Annotated in this window: 15 protein-coding genes; 13 read left to right on the top strand and 2 right to left on the bottom strand. The window is 65.4% G+C overall.

Annotation, left to right across the window (positions count from 1 at the left end; genetic code table 11):
- Positions 1-34 precede the first annotated feature (34 nt).
- Positions 35-1,144, bottom strand: coding sequence for a muconate/chloromuconate family cycloisomerase (locus tag R2669_RS20100; RefSeq protein ID WP_316901827.1), 1,110 nt, complete (start codon positions 1,142-1,144; stop codon positions 35-37).
- Positions 1,145-1,255: 111 nt separating this feature from the next.
- On the opposite strand from R2669_RS20100, the gene R2669_RS20095 reads away from it, so the two are divergent.
- Both R2669_RS20095 and R2669_RS20090 read left to right on the top strand, forming a co-directional pair.
- On the top strand, positions 1,256-2,167 hold the full coding sequence (locus R2669_RS20095; RefSeq protein WP_147214447.1) for a LysR family transcriptional regulator: 912 nt from the start codon (positions 1,256-1,258) through the stop codon (positions 2,165-2,167).
- Positions 2,168-2,270: 103 nt separating this feature from the next.
- Complete coding sequence (locus tag R2669_RS20090; RefSeq protein WP_316901826.1) at positions 2,271-5,306, top strand: transglycosylase domain-containing protein; 3,036 nt, start codon at positions 2,271-2,273, stop codon at positions 5,304-5,306.
- Positions 5,307-5,575: 269 nt separating this feature from the next.
- On the opposite strand, the gene R2669_RS20085 is transcribed toward R2669_RS20090, so the two are convergent.
- Complete coding sequence (locus R2669_RS20085; protein WP_316901825.1) at positions 5,576-7,129, bottom strand: MFS transporter; 1,554 nt, start codon at positions 7,127-7,129, stop codon at positions 5,576-5,578.
- Positions 7,130-7,193: 64 nt separating this feature from the next.
- On the opposite strand from R2669_RS20085, the gene R2669_RS20080 reads away from it, so the two are divergent.
- The 11 genes from R2669_RS20080 to R2669_RS20030 all read left to right on the top strand — a co-directional run bounded on the left by R2669_RS20080 (position 7,194) and on the right by R2669_RS20030 (position 18,368).
- A complete protein-coding gene (locus R2669_RS20080; RefSeq protein ID WP_316901824.1) occupies positions 7,194-8,159 on the top strand; it encodes a LysR family transcriptional regulator in 966 nt (321 codons plus the stop codon).
- Positions 8,160-8,190: 31 nt separating this feature from the next.
- Positions 8,191-8,670, top strand: coding sequence for a CreA family protein (locus tag R2669_RS20075; RefSeq protein ID WP_147218256.1), 480 nt, complete (start codon positions 8,191-8,193; stop codon positions 8,668-8,670).
- Between the two features lie 162 nt (positions 8,671-8,832).
- Positions 8,833-9,009: a hypothetical protein gene (locus R2669_RS20070; protein WP_009238172.1), complete on the top strand. Its 177-nt coding sequence runs from the start codon at positions 8,833-8,835 to the stop codon at positions 9,007-9,009.
- Positions 9,010-9,379: 370 nt separating this feature from the next.
- Positions 9,380-9,907, top strand: coding sequence for a (2Fe-2S)-binding protein (locus R2669_RS20065; RefSeq protein ID WP_316876098.1), 528 nt, complete (start codon positions 9,380-9,382; stop codon positions 9,905-9,907).
- A gap of 19 nt (positions 9,908-9,926) precedes the next feature.
- Positions 9,927-12,305, top strand: a complete 2,379-nt coding sequence (locus R2669_RS20060; protein ID WP_316901823.1) for a xanthine dehydrogenase family protein molybdopterin-binding subunit — start codon at positions 9,927-9,929, stop codon at positions 12,303-12,305.
- Between the two features lie 15 nt (positions 12,306-12,320).
- Positions 12,321-13,127 (top strand): FAD binding domain-containing protein, encoded by an 807-nt coding sequence (locus R2669_RS20055; protein WP_316901822.1) that lies wholly within the window; start codon positions 12,321-12,323, stop codon positions 13,125-13,127.
- A 21-nt stretch (positions 13,128-13,148) separates the two neighbouring features.
- On the top strand, positions 13,149-14,045 hold the full coding sequence (locus R2669_RS20050) for an AAA family ATPase (RefSeq protein WP_147218262.1): 897 nt from the start codon (positions 13,149-13,151) through the stop codon (positions 14,043-14,045).
- Positions 14,046-14,048: 3 nt separating this feature from the next.
- A complete protein-coding gene (locus tag R2669_RS20045) occupies positions 14,049-15,281 on the top strand; it encodes a vWA domain-containing protein (RefSeq protein WP_316901821.1) in 1,233 nt (410 codons plus the stop codon).
- Complete coding sequence (locus tag R2669_RS20040) at positions 15,272-15,925, top strand: SRPBCC family protein (RefSeq protein ID WP_316887799.1); 654 nt, start codon at positions 15,272-15,274, stop codon at positions 15,923-15,925. Before R2669_RS20045 ends, R2669_RS20040 begins: the two co-directional genes overlap by 10 nt.
- A 56-nt stretch (positions 15,926-15,981) precedes the next feature.
- Positions 15,982-17,013, top strand: coding sequence for an XdhC family protein (locus R2669_RS20035; protein ID WP_316876104.1), 1,032 nt, complete (start codon positions 15,982-15,984; stop codon positions 17,011-17,013).
- Between the two features lie 251 nt (positions 17,014-17,264).
- Positions 17,265-18,368 (top strand): SDR family oxidoreductase, encoded by a 1,104-nt coding sequence (locus tag R2669_RS20030; protein ID WP_316901820.1) that lies wholly within the window; start codon positions 17,265-17,267, stop codon positions 18,366-18,368.
- The last annotated feature ends 7 nt before the right edge of the window (positions 18,369-18,375 follow it).

Below are 18,375 nucleotides of genomic sequence, written 5' to 3'. Positions count from 1 at the left end.
CGTGGTCTCCTTGGTGGTCTCGTTCGTTTTGGATTTATTGCCGGCGCAGGCGTGCCAGCTTGTCTTGATCGATGTCGATGCCCAGGCCCGGGCCGGTCGGCACCTGCAACATGAAGTCGCGGTACTGCAGCGGTTCAGTCAGCAACTCTTGCATAAGCAACAAGGGGCCGAACAGCTCGGTGCCGAACTGCAGCTCGCCAAAGGTGGAAAACACGTGGGCTGACGCCGCCGTGCCAACGGCGCCTTCGAGCATCGTTCCGCCGTACAGGCCGATACCCGCCAGCTGAGCGATGGCGGCCACCTGCATCGCCGGCACGAGGCCGCCGGACTGCGCGATCTTCACGGCGAAGACGTCCGCGCTGGCAGAGCACGCCAGCTCAAATGCATCGAGCGGACCGTGCAGGGCTTCGTCGGCCATCATCGGCACGGTGAACTGCCGGGCCAGGCGCTCCAGCGCGGCGCGGTTTTCTGCGCGCACCGGCTGTTCGATCAGGTCGACGCCGCCGGCTTGCAACGCGGCGATGCCGTTGGCAGCATCAAGCTCGCTCCAGGCTTGGTTGACGTCCACACGCACACTCACGGCGTCGCCCAGTGCACGCTTGATGGCCAATACGTGAGCCACGTCGTCTGCCACCGCGCGCAGGCCGATCTTCAGCTTGAAGATGCGGTGGCGGCGCTCGGCAAGCATCGCTTCTGCCTCGGCAATGTCCTTGCGGGTGTCGCCGCTGGCGAGCGTCCAGGCCACCGGCAGCGCATCGCGCAGGCGGCCGCCCAGCAGCTCCGACAGCGGCACGCCGAGCCGGCGGGCCTGCGCATCGAGCAGCGCCGTTTCGAGCGCGCACTTCGCAAAGCGGTTGCCCTGGATGGTCTTGCGCACGCGTGCCATGGCAGCCGCCACATTGCGCGCCTCCATGCCGATCAGCAGCGGCGCAATGTGCGTGTCGATGTTGACCTTGATGCTTTCGGGGCTCTCTTCGCCGTAGTTGAGGCCGCCAATGGTGGTGGCCTCGCCCCAGCCTTCGATGCCGTCTTCACAGCGCACATGCACGAGGACGAGCGTCTGCGTGTGCATGGTGGCGACGGACAGCTTGTGCGGACGGATGGTAGGCACATCCACTAGAATGGCCTCGATCGAGCGAATCATGTTTTCCAGGTATCAGAAGAACGGCTATCAACGTGGAAACCAGATTACGCAGCGCGATTTACTGCGTCCAACACCGATTTAGTATCAGTTTCATACCTTAAGGGTATAAAAATGGAGCTGCGTCACCTGCGCTATTTCGTTGCCGTTGCTGAAGAGCTGAACTTCACGCGCGCCGCAGAACGGCTGCATATCGCGCAGCCGCCGCTCTCGCGGCAGATTCAGCAATTGGAAGAGGAAGTCGGCGTGCTGCTGTTCGAGCGCGGCAGCCGCCCGCTCAGGCTGACCGAAGCGGGCCGCTTTTTCCACGCGCATGCGCGGCAATTGCTGGCGCAGACGGCAGAACTTGCGTCGATGACGCAACGCGTCGGCCAGATCGAGCGACGCATGTCGGTCGGCTTCGTGGCTTCAACGCTGTACGGAATGCTGCCGAAGGTCATCCGGCGCTTTCGGGCGGAGTACCCGATGGTCGATCTGACCATGCACGAAATGACGACGATGGATCAGATCCAGGCGCTCAAGGACGGCCGCATCGACGTCGGTTTCGGCCGCATCCGTTACGAAGACCCGAACGTGCGGCGCATCCTCCTGCGCGATGAACGACTGATCGTCGCGCTGCCCTCAGGCCATGCGCTGCTGGACGGCAGGACAACCGCCTCGCTGCGTGACCTTGTCGGCGACACGCTGATCATTTACCCGCGCACACCGCGCCCGAGTTATGCGGACCAGGTGCTCGCCCTCTTCCACGATCGCGCGCTGGAACCCAGCAAGATTTACGAGGCACGGGAATTGCAAATCGCCTTGGGGCTGGTGGCTGCGGGCGAAGGCGTATCGGTGGTGCCGCGCAGTGTGGCGGGCCTGCGGCGCGAAGACGTCTGCTACATGGAACTCGACGATCCGCAGTTGGTCTCGCCCATTATCTTCAGCACGCGCCTGCTCGACGAATCTGAAGACATCCGCGCCATGCTGGCGCTGACGTATCGGTTGTACGACGAGCAGAAGATTCCGTATTACGCACCCTCGTAAGGCTTGCAATGGCGGTTCCAAAGTTACAAGCCGCTGGACACGACAGCCGCATGGGCTAGATTGAAGCAAGGCGCACGTTCGCCTGCGATTGGAGCGCAAGCGAGTGAAAAGAATACGCCGCCCCATCTTCATCAAATTGGCCCTCGTCGTGGCGCTGGTGCTTGCGGTGGGCGCCTTGCTTGTCGCTCACGAATTCCGCACCTCCGCCTGGCAGGCCCGCTATTTCGCGCATCTGGCGAAATCGCAAACCTTTCCCGTCAAGCCGGGGCCGAACACGTCGGCCCGCTATCCGAACTCCGGCCCTTACGACGAGCGGCTCGGCTATCACGACCTCCCCACGTTTCTGGACCGCCTGCGCTCGCGCGGCTACATCGTCGCGCAGCAGGCCGTGCCCTCCAAAGAGATGGTCGAGCGAATGGACAGCGGCATGAACCCGCCCTATCGCGAGAAGGACCAGGCCGGCCTGGAGCTGCTCGACGACGACGGCCGCCCGATCTACCGCGTGCGGCATCCCGAACGCGTGTATGACAATTTCGCGTCGGTGCCGCCGCTGCTGGTGAACTCGCTGCTGGCGATTGAAAACCGCACGCTGCTGCAGACCGAAGACCCGAAGCGCAACCCGGCCGTGGAGTGGTCGCGCCTCGCGCGTGCGGTGTGGGACCGCGCCCTGCATGCCGTCAACCCGGCGCATGAATCGCCCGGCGGCAGCACGCTCGCCACGCAGATCGAAAAGTATCGCCACTCGCCCGAAGGCCGCACCGATTCGCCCAGCGAAAAGCTGCGCCAGATGTTCTCCGCCTCCGCCCGTGCTTACCTGAACGGCGAAGACACCACTGCCGCCCGCCACCAGCTCGCCGTCGATTACCTGAACACCGTGCCGCTGGGCGCGCGCGCGGGGTTTGGCGAGATCCAGGGGATTGGCGATGCGCTGTGGGTCTGGTACGGGCGCGACTTCGCCCAGGTGAATGCGCTGCTCGCGGCCCAATCGACGGCGCCCCTCCCAGACCGTGCGCTGGCCTACAAGGAGGCGTTGAGCCTGCTCGTCTCGCAGCGGCGGCCTTCGTACTACCTGGAGAATCTCGATGAGCTGGAAACGTTGACCAACGCCTACCTGCGCGTGCTGGCGGCCTCCGGCGTGATTCCGCCGGCGCTGCGCGATGCGGCCATTGCGCAATCGCTCAAGCAGCAGGCGCTGAACACCCGCGTGCCGCCTCCGCCGCTGGAGCACAAAGGCACGAACGCCGTACGCGTGAATCTGGCGGGCATGCTCGGCATCTCGCGCATGTATGCGCTCGACCGGCTCGACCTGACTGCCAGCAGCACGCTCGATGCGCCGTTGCAGCGCGATATCTCTGCCGAGCTGCGCAAGCTGCGCGACCCGGCCAACGCCAAGGCCGCCGGCCTCGTCGGCGACATGATGCTCGAGCGCGGCGACCCGCGCGGCGTGACCTACAGCTTCACGCTCTACGAACGCGCGACCGGCGGCAACCGCGTGCTGGTACAAGCCGATACGTTCGACAAGCCGTTCGACATCAACGAAGGCGTCAAGCTCGATCTGGGCTCAACGGCCAAGCTGCGCACGCTGGTGACGTATCTGCAGATCGTGGCCGAGCTGCACAAGCGCTACGCCGATCAACCTGTGGCGGCGCTGCGCAAGGTCAATATTCCCGTGCAGAACCCGATCGAGCGCTGGGCCGTCGATTACCTCGCCCACGCGCAAGACCGCTCGCTGGCGCCGATGCTCGATGCATCGATGGAGCGCAAATACTCCGGCAACGCCGGCGAGTGGTTTGCCACCGGCGGCGGCATGCAGAGTTTCGAAAACTTCGAGAAATGGGAAGGCACCCAGAACTTCACGGTGCGCGAGGGGCTCAAGCACTCCGTCAACCTCGTCTTCGTCCGGATCATGCGCGACATCTCGCGCTACTTTCAGCACCAGTTGCCCAATGCCGGCGCCGAGGCGCTGACCAATCCGGATTCCCCGCAGCGACAGATTTACCTGCGGCGCTTTGCCGACCGCGAAGGCAAGCTCTTCATGGGCCGGTTCTACGCCAAATACAAAGGCAAGACCGACAAGGAGCGCGAAGCCATCCTGGTGCAAAGCACGCGCGCCACGCCGGTGCGGCTGGCCACCATCTATCGCAGCATCGACCCCGAGGCCGGCCCCGGCAAACTCGCCGCATTCATCCGCAGCTACCTGCCAGGCACAAAGCTGGATGAGGCCGAACTCACCAACCTGTATGAGAAATATTCCGTCCAGCGCTTCGACCTGGCCGACCGCGGCTACATCGCCAAGCTGCATCCGCTGGAGCTGTGGCTGGTGGCGTATCTGCGCACCCATCCGCAAGCCACGCTCGCGCAGGTGAACGAGGCCAGCGCCGATGAGCGCTTGTCCGTCTACAAATGGCTGCTGCAATCGCACCGCAAGGCCGCGCAAGACAAGCGCATCAAGCAGATGCTGGAGATCGAAGCGTTCCAGCAGATTCACGCCATGTGGAAGCGGCTGGGGTATCCGTTCGAATCGCTGGTGCCGTCATACGGAACCGCCATCGGCGCGTCGGCGGACCGGCCAGCATCGCTGGCGGAGCTGATGGGCATCATCGAAAACGACGGCATCCGCCTGCCCAGCGTACGCATCGACCGTCTTCGCTTTGCCGCCAACACGCCTTACGAAGTCATGCTCTGCCGCGACCCCAACGCCGGAGAACGCGTGCTGCCGCCCGAGATTCCGCCCCTGGTCAAATCCGCGCTGGCCGGCGTCGTCGAAGGCGGCACCGCCAAGCGCATCTCCGGCACGTTCATCGACAAGGACGGCAAACCCATCGCCATCGGCGGCAAAACGGGCACCGGCGACAACCGCTTCAAAACCTTCAGCCGCGGCGGCGGCCTCATCTCCGAACGGGTCGTCAGCCGCTCCGGCGCCTTCGTCTTCTACCTGGGAGACCGCTACTTCGGCACCGTCGTCGCCTACGTGGCCGGGGCTGATGCCGCCAAGTACAAATTCACCAGCGCACTGACCGTGCAAGTGCTCAAGGTCCTGGCCCCCACGCTGATGAACCACCTGGACCTGCAAGACGAAGCGCCGGCCTTCAACTGCAAGATGCCCCAGGCCACGGCGCCGGAACAGAAGCTGGATTGAGCCAAGCCACGAGACCATCGCGGCGACATGTGCCGCACGATGGTGTGGCCGTACCTTGCCCTATGCGGCGCCTTGGATTTTTGTTGCGGGGAGGAAAAAGAAGGGAGGCTGTCTGAGCGCAGCGAGTTTGCCTCCCTTCCCTCCACGCGACAGAAATCCAAGGAGGAAGTCGCCGCATCGGGCGCGCCTTTCTTTGCTTACCTTTCTTTGGCAAGACAAAGAAAGTAAGTCGTCCCGCCAGGGGACGAAACACCCGACCCACAGCACCCTCACCGCAACGACCGCTGCAACCAAATCCCCCCCGCACACCCCAACGCCACCACCGCGCCCCAGGCAAACAAATCCCCCACCGCCAATAACGTCGCCTGCCGATCAATCTCCGCCGAAATCCGAATCAACTCAGAACCCTGCAACGGATGCGGCCACTGCCAGGCGGGCGTCAGCGCACTCACATGCCCGACCAGGTCGGTGCGGTGCTGCGCCTGCCCGCGCTGCAGCAACAACGTCGCGCCCATCGTCCCAAACGCCTGCGCCCAGGCCCGCATGATTCCCTTGAACTGATAGGCATGGCCGAAATCCTTGGCCGGCAGATCCACGTAAGTCAGCCCCGCCACCTGGATCACCACGAACATCCCGACCATGCCTTCGATCATGAACCCCGGCGCCACCGCCGCCACCGACGCGCCCGGCATGGCCACATGCGACATCCACAGCAGCGCCGTCGCCATCAGCACAAAACCGATGGAAATCAGCACGCGCTTGGTCGGCAGCACATTGGTCAACTGAAAGTTCAGGATGCCCAGCACCACCGTAACCAAGCCGCCCAGGCTCATCAGCTGCGCGGTGGTCTCATAGCGGAAACCCAATCCGTTCTGCAGCAGGCTCGACGAAAGAAAGCCCCAGGCGCTCGCAAACATGTAATAGATGGCGTAGAACACCATGCCCATCAGGAAGCGCCGCTGCAGCGTGGCCCGCAAGTCCACCCAGGGCAGCGGATGGCCCGTCTGCCGAATCCCAACCCAGAGGATGAGCGCCACCACCGCAATGATCGGCACCACCTGCGCGGGAGAACCGTCGGGGTGGATGAAGCGGGCCTGCTGAAAGCCGTGCAGCGCGATCAGCGCCGCCAGCCCGAATGCGATGGCCGAGGGCCAGTCGAGCGAGGCGAAATCCCCCTTGCGCTCGTGCATCTTCGGATGCGGATAGAACGCCGCCACAAGCCCGCACACCACCACCGCCACCAGCAACTGCGCGACGAAGATGGCGCGCCAGCCGAATTGTTCGGTGAGCGCTGCCGACAGCATCGGCGACACGCAACTCAGCCCGAAGATGCCGTAGATCATGCCCTTCATCATCGTGCGGCGTTCGTGCGCGGGGCTGTGCTGCACGAAGATGCGCGATGTCGACAGCATCGGGCCGCCGCCAAACCCCTGCACCGCCCGCCCGACAATCAGCATCGTGCCGCCCTCGGCCGCGGCGCACATCAGCGTGCCGGCAATGAACACCAGCAGCGACAGCAGCGTGTGCCTGCGATACGTCATGTGATCGGCCAGCCGGCCCATCACCAGAATCGCCAGGCTGGCCGCGGCCGCATACGCCGTCACGGCCCAGAGATACACATCCTGCGACGCCAGCACCCCACCTTCGATATGCGGGCCGGCAATCGAAAACATCAGGTTGGACATGTAGTCCACGCCCGTCGCCAGGCCGATCACCATGCCCACCATGCGCAGTTCCATCCGGCTGCCGACGGTCGACTCGGCAGCCGGTTTGCGTGGTGCAGGCGGTGGAGAAACCGTGTGGTCTGTGCTTGGCGTGTTCATGCAGGGATGGTAATTTGCCGCGAAACCGGCGGAAATCGCCTGCCAACAAATTCATTGTTCAATTATGCGAACGACGGACTGGAACGACTGGGACACTTTTTGCACCGTGGCCACGCTCGGCAGCTTCACGCGCGCGGCCGATCGGCTGGGGTTGCCCAAGTCGTCGGTCAGCACGGCGGTGTCGCGCCTGGAGGGCAAGATGGGCGTACGCCTTTTCGAGCGCAGCACGCGCCGCCTGCGCCTGACCGACGCCGGCGAAGCCCTGCTGCGCGACGCCGGCCCATTGTTCCAGCGGCTGCGCGAAGTTTCGGAAGACGCCGCAGCGACGTTCCAGTCGCCCGCCGGCACATTGCGCATTGCCATGCCCTACGAATTTGCCGCCCGGCAGCTCGCCGAGGTGGTGCTGGAAGTCATGCGCGAGCACACCAGCCTGCGCATCGAAGTGGACGTTGCGCCGCGTCAGGTCGATCCGCTCGCCCAGGGCTACGACATCATGCTGACCGTGCCGCGCGGGCCGCTGCCTGATTCCGGCCTGGTCGCCCAGCGCGTCTTCGATCTGCGCCGCGCGGTCGTCGTCGCCCCACAACTGCTCGAGCGCCTCGGGCCGCTCACTCACCCGGACCAGCTCGCCGACTGGCCCTGCCTCGGCACCTCCAACGAAGCCGAATGGCAGTTCCGCACGCCCGGCGGCGAAACGATCAACCTGCCGCTCGACTTCCGCATGCGCACCTCCAATAGCGAATTGCGCATGCAGGCCGCCATTGCAGGCCTGGGTGTCGCTCGCATCACCTCCGTCTTTGCAACGGACCTGATTGCATCGGGCGCGCTGCGGGAAGTCCTGACTGATTTCCAATCTCCGCCGATGCGCGTGTATGCCGTCTTTCCGGGCCGCCGCCTGATGCCCGCCAAGGTCAAGGTCTTCATGGATGCCCTGCACCGCCGCATAGAGCATTCCCGCCAACACGCCGACATGCGCCCAACCTTCGTAGACGAGGCCGCCGCATCCTGGCCGCCCGAATCGCTGCTCTGACTGACAAACCTTCTTTTACCTACGCAAAGCCATGCGCCCGTTCACCAAACTTCCCCTCTTGATTGCCGCGCTCGCTCTGAGCACTGTCGGATGCTCCCGCGCCGAGGACATCGGCAGCGTCAGCACCAATTTCCGCATCACCGGCTCAGACAAGATCGTCATCGAAGCCTTTGACGATCCGCTTGTTCAAGGCGTGACCTGCTATGTCTCGCGGGCGCGCACCGGCGGCATCAAGGGCTCGCTGGGCGTGGCCGAAGACGTGAGCGAGGCCGCGGTGGCCTGCCGGCAGGTCGGCGAGATCAGCTTCGCCAAGCCGCTGCCCCAGCAGGACGACATGTTCACGCAGCGCTTGTCGCTCGTCTTCAAGACGCTGCATGTGGTGCGCACGGTCGACCGCAAGCGCAATGTGCTGGTCTATCTGACGTATTCGGACAAGGTCATTTCGGGCAGCCCGAAGAACAGCGTGACGGCGGTGCCGATCCCGGCCAGCCAGCCCATTCCAGTCAAATAAGCGATGTCCGCACCACATTGGTGCGGCGCAACGCAAGCGTGGTGGCGGAGCAACGGGAGACGGCGCAAAAGGGGTGCATACGTAAGCCTACGTATGGTGCATTGCATCATCTGGTGTATAGTCAGGGTATTCCCTAACCGGGATTTCCCTAAGAGGCCAATCATGCAAAACACGAACGACCTGAAGCTGACCGATCAACTCGAACGCGAACTGATCGAGCGCGAAATGTCCGAAGGTATCTACTACTATCGCCGCCCGAGCGGCCAATCGTTCTCGTTCGCCCAGTTCTTCTCGGCAATCGCGAACCTGTTCGGCACGCACCGTACCGCCAAGGCCTAACCCGCCGCGCTATTGTTGATGGGCGTGTGCCCAAGCTAGCTGTATGTAGCAATCGCAGTTTCAGTAGCATCGTGCGCCGGCCGTGTGTCATCACACCCGCCGCCACACCCGCCAGGTCATGACCGCCTGGTGCCAATCGAGGGCCGGATTCCGGCCCTTTGTCATTTCTGCGGCCTTTGTCTGGTTTGTTTGCATGCCGCAGCATCGCCCTTTCTCCTCCGACCGGCCCACCGCGCTGCGGTTGTCTTCTGTTTAGCCTGTGCTTTACTGAGTAAAGCCGCGACCACCGATATCGAGACCACGCGCACGTCTTCACAGCCAGGAAGACGCACAGCATGGCACCCGGCGCCCATCCCCCAAGGAGACTCCCATGGCGATCAGCCTCAAGCTGTCGGTCAACGGTGCGCCTGTCACCGTCAGTGTCGAACCCCATACCCTGCTGGTCCAATTGCTGCGCGAGCAACTTCGCCTGACCGGCACGCACGTCGGCTGCGATACCGCGCAATGCGGCGCGTGCACGGTGCACATGAACGGGCGCGCGGTGAAGTCCTGCAACATCCTGGCCGTGCAGGCCGACGGCGCCGAGGTGACGACCATCGAAGGCCTGTCGAAAGATGGTGCGCTGCACCCGATGCAGGAAGCCTTTCGTCAATGCCACGGCCTGCAATGCGGCTTCTGCACGCCCGGCATGGTGATGGCGGCGACGGCGCTGGTTGCGCAGCATCCGCATCCCGATGAACACACGGTGCGCGAGCAGCTCGACGGCAACCTGTGCCGCTGCACGGGTTATCACAACATCGTGCGCGCCGTCATGCATGGTGCCGAAGCCATGGCCGCAGCCGAAGGCGACGATGCCTCGCTGCAGAGCCTGGCCGCGGCGCGCGCCCACGCCGCCTGACCCCAGCGAGGAGACCACCATGAACGCTCCCGCAGAACCCAACAATCACCTGATCGGCGCGGCCGTCAAGCGCAAGGAAGACTTCCGCTTCCTGACGGGCGCCGGGCAGTACACGGACGACGTTGTCCAGGCGCACCAGTCCTACGCGGTGTTCCTGCGCTCGCCGTATGCGCATGCCCGCATCAAGCACATCAATGCGGAGGCGGCACGCCATCATCCGGGCGTGCTGGCCGTGCTCACGGGCGACGATTTGGCCGCCGACAAGGTGAACGGCCTGCCGTGCGGCTGGCTCATCCACAGCATTGACGGCACGCCGATGAAGGAGCCGCCCCACCCTGTGCTCGCGCAAGGCAAGGTGCGCCACGTGGGCGACCAGGTCGCGCTGGTGGTGGCTGAATCGGTGAAGATTGCCAAGGACGCCGTCGAGATGATCGACGTCGAATACGACGAACTGCCCGCCGTGGTGGACACCGCCACCGCGGATACCGCCGGCACCGCCGTCCACGACGACGTGCCGAACAACACCTGCTACACCTGGGGCCACGGCGACAAGGCGGCCACCGACGCGGCATTTGCCAAGGCCGCGCACGTGACGCAGCTCGACATCGTCAACAACCGGCTGATCCCGAACGCGATCGAGCCGCGCGCCGTCAACGCCAGCTATTCGCGTCAGGACGACAGCTACACGCTCTACGTCGCCAACCAGAACCCGCACGTCGAACGCCTGCTGATGTCGGCATTCGTGCTGGGGCTGACGGAAGCCAAGGTGCGCGTGATTGCGCCGGATGTGGGCGGCGGGTTCGGCTCGAAGATCTTCCTGTACCCGGAAGACGTGGCGCTGACCTGGGCGTCGAAAAAGGTGGGGCGACCGATCAAGTGGACGGCCGAGCGCTCCGAATCCTTCCTGACCGATGCGCATGGCCGCGACCACGTCACGCATGCCGAACTGGCGCTCGATGCGCAGGGCAATTTCCTCGCCATGCGCGTGCATACGACGGCCAACATGGGCGCGTATCTGTCGACGTTTGCCAGCAGCGTGCCGACCATCCTGTATGCGACGTTGCTTGCCGGCCAGTACAAGACGCCGGCCATCTATGCCGAGGTGAAAGCGGTCTTCACGAACACCGCGCCCGTCGATGCGTATCGTGGCGCCGGGCGGCCGGAAGCAACGTATGTGGTCGAACGGCTCGTTGAAACCGCCGCGCGCGAATTGCAGATCGATCCGGCTGAGCTGCGCCGCCGCAACTTCATCCGCACGTTCCCGTATGCCACGCCGGTGGGCCTGACGTATGACACGGGCGACTACGAACCGTGCCTGGACCGCGCCATTGAGCTGGCCGACGTAAAAGGCTTTGCCGCCCGACGCGATGCCTCCCGCGCCAAGGGCCGGCTGCGTGGCATGGGCTATTCCTGCTACATCGAAGCGTGCGGGCTCGCGCCGTCGAACATCGCGGGCGCACTGGGCGCGCGGGCCGGCCTGTTTGAAGCCGGCGAAATTCGCGTGCACCCGACCGGCTCCGTCACCGTCTTCACCGGCTCGCACAGCCACGGCCAGGGCCACGAGACGACGTTCGCGCAAGTGGTGGCCGACCGCCTGGGCGTGCCCATCGACAACATCGAGATCGTGCACGGCGACACCGGCCGCATCCCGTTCGGCATGGGCACGTACGGCTCGCGCTCGATTGCCGTGGGTGGTTCGGCCATCATGAAGGCGCTCGACAAGATCGAGGCCAAGGCCAAGAAGATCGCCGCGCATCTGCTGGAGGCATCGACGGAAGACATCGAGTTCAAGGATGGCGTCTTCCGCGTGGCAGGCACCGACCGCACCAAGACGTTTGGCGAAGTCGCGCTCACGGCGTACGTGCCGCACAACTATCCGCTCGACAAGCTCGAACCCGGGCTGGACGAAAACGCCTTCTACGATCCGACCAACTTCACCTACCCGGCCGGCGCGTACATCTGCGAGGTGGAAGTCGACCCCGACACCGGCGAGGTGCACATCGACCGTTTCGTTGCGGTGGATGACTTCGGCAACATCATCAATCCGATGATCGTCGAGGGCCAGGTGCACGGCGGGCTTGGCCAGGGGATCGGCCAGGCGCTGCTCGAAGCGTGCGTGTACGACGAAAACGGCCAGCTGCTGACCGGCTCGTACATGGACTACGCCATGCCGCGCGCCAACGACCTGCCCAGCTTCACGGTGGAGACCGCCAAGGGCACGCCGTGCACGCACAACCCGCTCGGCGTCAAAGGCTGCGGTGAAGCGGGCGCGATCGGCTCGCCGCCAGCGCTCATCAACGCCATCGTCGACGCGCTTGCGCCGCTGGGCGTGAAGGACATCCAGATGCCTGCGACGCCGCACCGCGTCTGGCAGACCATTCAAGCGGCCAAGGCCTAGGCAGAGGAGCGAACCATGTACGACTTCGAGTACCAGAAAGCCACCGACGCCCAGACCGCCGTCACCGCGCTGAAGACGCACACCGACGCCAAATACCTCGGCGGCGGCCAGAGCCTGCTGGCGGCGATGAAGCTGCGGTTGGCGCAGCCGTCAACGCTGGTGGATGTCACGCGCATTCCGGGCATGTCGGGCATTCGCACACAGCCGGGCGTGATTACGGTCGGCGCGGCCACGCGCCATGCCGATGTGGCCGACAGCGCCGAGATCGCCCGCATGCTGCCCGCGCTGGGCGAACTGGCCGGCGGCATCGGCGACAAGCAGGTGCGCGCCATGGGCACGCTCGGCGGGTCCCTCGCCAACAACGACCCAGCCGCGTGCTACCCGGCGGCCGTGCTCGGGCTGAACGCCACCGTCGTCACCGAGCGGCGCAACATCGCGGCGGACGATTTCTTCCTTGGCATGTATGAGACCGCGCTGGCTGCAGATGAACTCATCACCGAGGTGCAGTTTCCCGTGCCGGACCAGGCGGCCTACGTGAAATTCCGCAACCCCGCGTCGCGCTTTGCACTGGTGGGCGTATTCATCAGCCGCAAGGGCAACAACGTGCGCGTGGCGGTGACGGGCGCGGCGCCGTGCGTGTTCCGTTGCACGCCGCTGGAGCAAGCGCTGGCGGCCAGCTTTACATCCGAAGCGGCGCGCAAGGTGGTGGTGCCGGCCGACGACTTGGTGGGCGATCTGCATGCCTCGCCGGAATATCGGGCGCACCTCATTCCCGTCTTGACGGCGCGCGCGGTTGAGCAGGCGTTGGCGCATCATCATTGAGCGCACCGCCCAAGGAACGGCATGCCGGTCGATTCCATCGACGACTGCATCGCGCAACTGCAAGGTCAGGGCTATTTCGCCGGCCGTGAGCTGGCCACGGCCTTGTTCCTCGCGCTGCGCATGCAGCGGCCGCTGTTTCTGGAGGGCGAGCCCGGCGTCGGCAAGACGGAGCTGGCGAAGGCGGCGGCGGGGCTGCTCGGCACGTCGCTGCTGCGGCTGCAGTGCTACGAGGGGCTCGACACCGCCAGCGCGCTCTATGAATGGGACTACCCGCGCCAGATCATGGCGCTGCGCCTGGCCGAGGCCGCCGGTGAGAAGCCCCGCGCCGACACGCTGTACCGCGACGAATTCCTCCTCAAGCGTCCGCTGCTGCAGGCGCTGCTGCCCGACCCACTGCATCCCGACACACCGCGCGTTCTGTTGATCGACGAGATCGACCGCGCCGACGAACCGTTCGAGGCGTTTCTGCTGGAACTGCTGTCCGACTTCCAGGTGTCGATTCCCGAATTCGGCACGGTGCGCGCGCAGGTGATTCCGCTGGTCATCATGACGTCCAATCGCACGCGCGAGGTGCACGACGCGCTCAAGCGGCGCTGCCTGTATCAATGGATCGGCTATCCCGACAAGGCGCGGGAGCTGCAGATCGTCGCGCAGCGCGCCCCCGAAACCGCCGCCCGCCTGCAACAGCGCGCCGTCGATTTCGTGCACCGCCTGCGCGGCATCGACCTGTTCAAGGCGCCGGGCATTGCCGAGGCCATCGACTGGTGCCGCGCATTGGCGGCGTTGAACGTGACAGAGCTGGATCCGCAGTCCGTGCAGGACACGCTGGGCGTGCTGCTCAAGTACCAGGACGACCTGGCCCGCGTGGATAGGCCGACCATCGAGCAACTGCTGGCCGCGCCCGCGCTGCCGGAGTAGCGCATGCAAGCGACCGTGCCGACGCAGTTGCCCATGCTCGCGCGCAACGTCACGCATTTCGTGCGGCTGCTGCGCAATGCCGGCATGCCGCTTGCGCCCTCACGTGCGGTGGACGCCATCGAAGCCCTGAGCCATATCGACATCGGCCGCCGCGACGACGTCAAGGCTGCGCTGTCTGCCCTGCTCGTCTCGCATCCCGACGAGCGCACGCTGTTCGACGCGGCCTTCAACGTGTTCTGGCGGGATCCGGATTGGGAAGGCAAGCTGCGCGCCCTGCTGCTGCCCAAAGTGCGTGGCGGTATTCCGGCGGCGCGCAGCAACCGACTGGCCGATGCCTTGCGCGCGCAGCCATCGACGAATCTGCCCCCGGGCCCCACGCCCGACGGGGAGCGCCATGACATCGTGGCGCCGCTGGCGTTTTCTGCCAACGAGGCCTTGCGCACGCGTGACTTCGACACGCTCAACGCTGCCGAATGGCGCACGCTGCAACACATGATCCGCCGTCGGCGCGTGCATCTCGCCCAGGAGCGGACGCGCCGGCTGAAGGCCGCCTCGCGCGGGCGCCATCCGGACCTGCGCGCCACCGCTCGCCAGGCTGTGCGCGCCGGCGGCGAGTGGACCGGCTGGAAATACCGCCAGCCCGTCGACCGCACGCCGCCGCTGGTGCTGCTGCTCGACATTTCCGGATCGATGAGCCGCTATTCGCGCGCCGTGCTGTATTACTGCCACGCGCTGGTGCAGTCGCGCGAGCGCATCCAGGCTTTCCTGTTCGGCACGCGGTTGACGAACGTGTCGCGGCAACTGCGCGAGCGCGATCCGGATGTCGCCGTGCAGGCCATCGCCGAGCTGGTGCCCGACTGGTCGGGCGGCACGCGCATCGGCGCGGCGCTGGCGGAGTTCAATCGCCAATGGGCGCGCCGCACGCTGTCCGGCCGTGCCACCGTCCTGCTCGTGACGGATGGGCTCGACCACGAGCACATCGACGTACTCGACGCCGAGATGGCTCGCCTGGCGCGCTTCGCCCACCGCATCGTCTGGCTCAACCCGCTGCTGCGCTTTGCCGGCTTTGAGCCGCGGGCACGTGGCGTGCGGGCCATCCTGCCGCATGTCGACGTGATGGTGCCGGCGCACCATTTCGACAGTCTGGCTGCGCTGGAGCACGAACTGGCGCATGCCCGCCGCACGCGTCCGCCGCGTCCCCCCACCCCCGCTCAATCGACCGCCCCATGGAACTGACCCAGACCCATCTCCTGCCCGTGCCCCTGCAGACCGCCTGGGATGCGCTGAACGACCCGGCCGTGCTGCAGCGCTGCATTCCCGGCTGCGAGAGCATCACCGCCGCCGAGGGCAGCGCCAACCCCGCCTACGACATCGCCATGACCGCCGCTGTCGGGCCCGTCAAGGCGCGCTTCAAAGGACGCATGGAACTGGCCGACGTGGCGCCCCCGCGCAGCTACACGCTGCATTTCGACGGCCAGGGCGGCGCGGCCGGCTTCGGCAAGGGCAGCGCGCAGGTGCAGCTCACGCCCGAAGGCCCCACGGTGACGAGGCTCTCTTACACCGCGACCGCGCAGGTGGGCGGCAAGCTTGCGCAGATTGGCTCGCGGCTCGTCGACGGCGCCGCCCGCAAACTGGCCGACGAGTTCTTCCAGCGCTTTGCGGCAGAATTCGGCCCCGCAGAGACGGCGGGCATCGACGGCATGCCGGCCACACAGGCGATTCCCGATTTGGCCGCCGCCCAGCTGCAGGCCCACGGTGCGCCGCCCGGCCACGCACCCAACGTCAGCCCCGCGCTGCAGCCGCGCAATCCATGGCCGTGGATCATCGTGGCGGTGGTGGCCGTGGCGGCCGCCTACCTGTTTTTGCACCACGGGGCATAATCGGTCCAATCCCCGCAACGCATCACTCAAGCGCGCGAAAGCGCAGCCAACGCATCATGGACAGCGTCGATCTCGAAGTCTTGAAAACCAGCGTGCGCTGGCTGGAACAAGGGCGCCGCGTGCTGCTCGTCACCGTGGTCAAAACGTGGGGCTCGTCGCCGCGGCCCGAAGGCGCGATGCTCGCGCTGCGCGATGACGGCGTCGTCATCGGCTCGGTGTCGGGCGGCTGCATTGAAGACGACCTCATCGACCGCGTGCGCCGCGAAGGCCTGCATTACACGAAGCCCGAAGCCGTCAAATACGGCATCAGCGCTGAAGAAGCGCACCGCTTTGGGCTGCCCTGCGGCGGCACGCTGCAGCTCGTGCTCGAACCGCTGAACGCGTCCAGCGGCATCGACGCGCTGCTGCGCGCCGTGGAAGCCGGCCAGCTCGTCGCGCGCACGCTCGACATGGCGACCGGCGCCTCAACGCTGCAGCACGCCACCGTCACCGACGGCCTGCAGTTTGACGAAACGCGCCTCGTGACGATTCACGGGCCGCGCTACCGGATGCTGGTCATCGGTGCGGGACAGCTCTCGCGCTACCTGTGCCAGATCGCCGTGGGGCTCGACTACCAGGTCACCGTCTGCGACCCGCGCGAGGAATACAGCGAGGAATGGTCGATCCCGGGCGTGGCCATGGTCCGCACCATGCCCGACGATACTGTCATGGCCATGAAGCTCGACGAGCGCTGTGCCGTCATCGCCCTGACGCACGACCCGAAGCTCGACGACCTCGCGCTCATGGAGGCGCTCAAGACGCCAGCGTTTTACGTCGGCGCGCTCGGCAGCCGCCGCAACAACGCCAACCGCCGCGAGCGCCTGAAGGAATTCGACCTGAGCGACGCCGAGCTGGCGCGCCTGCATGGGCCCGTCGGCATTTACATCGGCAGCCGGACGCCGCCGGAAATCGCCATCTCGATCCTGGCCGAGGTGACGGCCGCCAAGAACGGCGTGTCGCTGCCGACCATCCTGCAGGTGGAAGGCGCCAAGGCGGCGCGCGAGATCGCCGCGAACGCCGCTTCGAGCTGCGCGGTGCCGCAAACCTGAGTCAACCCTCTGATCGAATGGGATGCCGAAAGGCGGCTGAAAGGTTACATTCTTATAAATCGCTGATTGTGCGCGGGTTTTGGCCGCATCGCATCGCGCGAACCCTGCGGCCCACGAGCCTTGTTTCGTGTGCGCGGCTTCATTTGCATGACCTGCCTGCCCCTTACACCTGAGCGGTGCGGCGGCGGTCGTGTTGTTTGCAAGCGGGACGGTCGCCCGTTTTGCCACCTAGGAAATTCAAGTTTTCTCGCATGAGTATTTTGCTGACCGGTGCCACCGGTTTCGTGGGCGGCGCCATTGCCGCCAATCTGGCAGCCAAAGGTTTGCTGGCCGACACGCGCTTTGCCGTGCGCGGCGACACGCCTTCGGAGGGGTTGGCGCGGCTGCGCAGCAACCTGCGGCGTTTTGAATTCGCACCGGGCACGCTGGACAGCATTACCGAATCGCAAATCGTGCCGTTCGACCTGCGCGAGGCCGGCACGGCCAAGCTGGGCGATCCGGAAATCATCATCAACTGCGCGGCGCTGGCAACGTTCTCGAACCACCCGTCGCTGTGGGAAACCAATGTGGAAGGCGTGCTGGCGCTGGGCCGGCTGGCGGCGCAAAGCAAGCGCCTGAAGCGCTTCCTGCAGATCGGCACGGCCATGTCGTGCGGCCAGCTGGCGGATCGCCACGTCAGTGAAAGTTGGGATGTCCCGCCGCTGGAGCAGCACGCCGTGCCGTACACGTATTCCAAGGGCATGGCCGAACTGAAGCTGCGTGAAGCCGTGCCGGAGCTGCCGCTGGTGGTGGTGCGGCCGTCCATCGTCGTGGGCCACAGCACGCTCGGGTGCGAGCCCTCGGGCAGCATTTTCTGGATGCTCCGCATGGTGGCAATGCTCGAAACGTTCAGTTGCCGCCTGTCCGACCGCGTCGACATCCTGCCCGTGGACGACTGCGCCGAAGCCATCGTGCAGCTGTCGACCAAGCCGACGCTTGCGCACGACCTGTATCACATCAGCGCCGGCGATGCGAACTCCGAGCGCATCGAAACGCTGTACCCGCGCTTCAAGCGTTGCAAGACGCCGGAAGAAGACGCCCAGGCCCTGGCCGGCTACGTGTATCAGGAAAAAATCGCCGAGAAAGCATTGGCGCGTAAATTCCTGAGCCTGACGGGCGATGGCAACGTGCGACTGGTCGCGCGCTGCATCCACCTGTATGCCAAGTTCGCCAGCATGAGCTACGTGTTCGACAACACGCGGCTGGTGCAGGAGACCGGCTTCCAGCCGCGCTCCCTGCTGGCTTACCTCGACCGCTGCCTCGAGACGTCGGACGCCGTGCCGATTCCCGAGCAGATGCAGTGGGACTATAAGTAGCCGTCCG

It is taken from the genome of Ralstonia edaphi (assembly GCF_958350185.1).
Taxonomy (GTDB): domain Bacteria; phylum Pseudomonadota; class Gammaproteobacteria; order Burkholderiales; family Burkholderiaceae; genus Ralstonia; species Ralstonia edaphi.
Note: the sequence above shows the minus strand (reverse complement) of the source record. Positions and strands in the feature narration are given on the sequence as shown.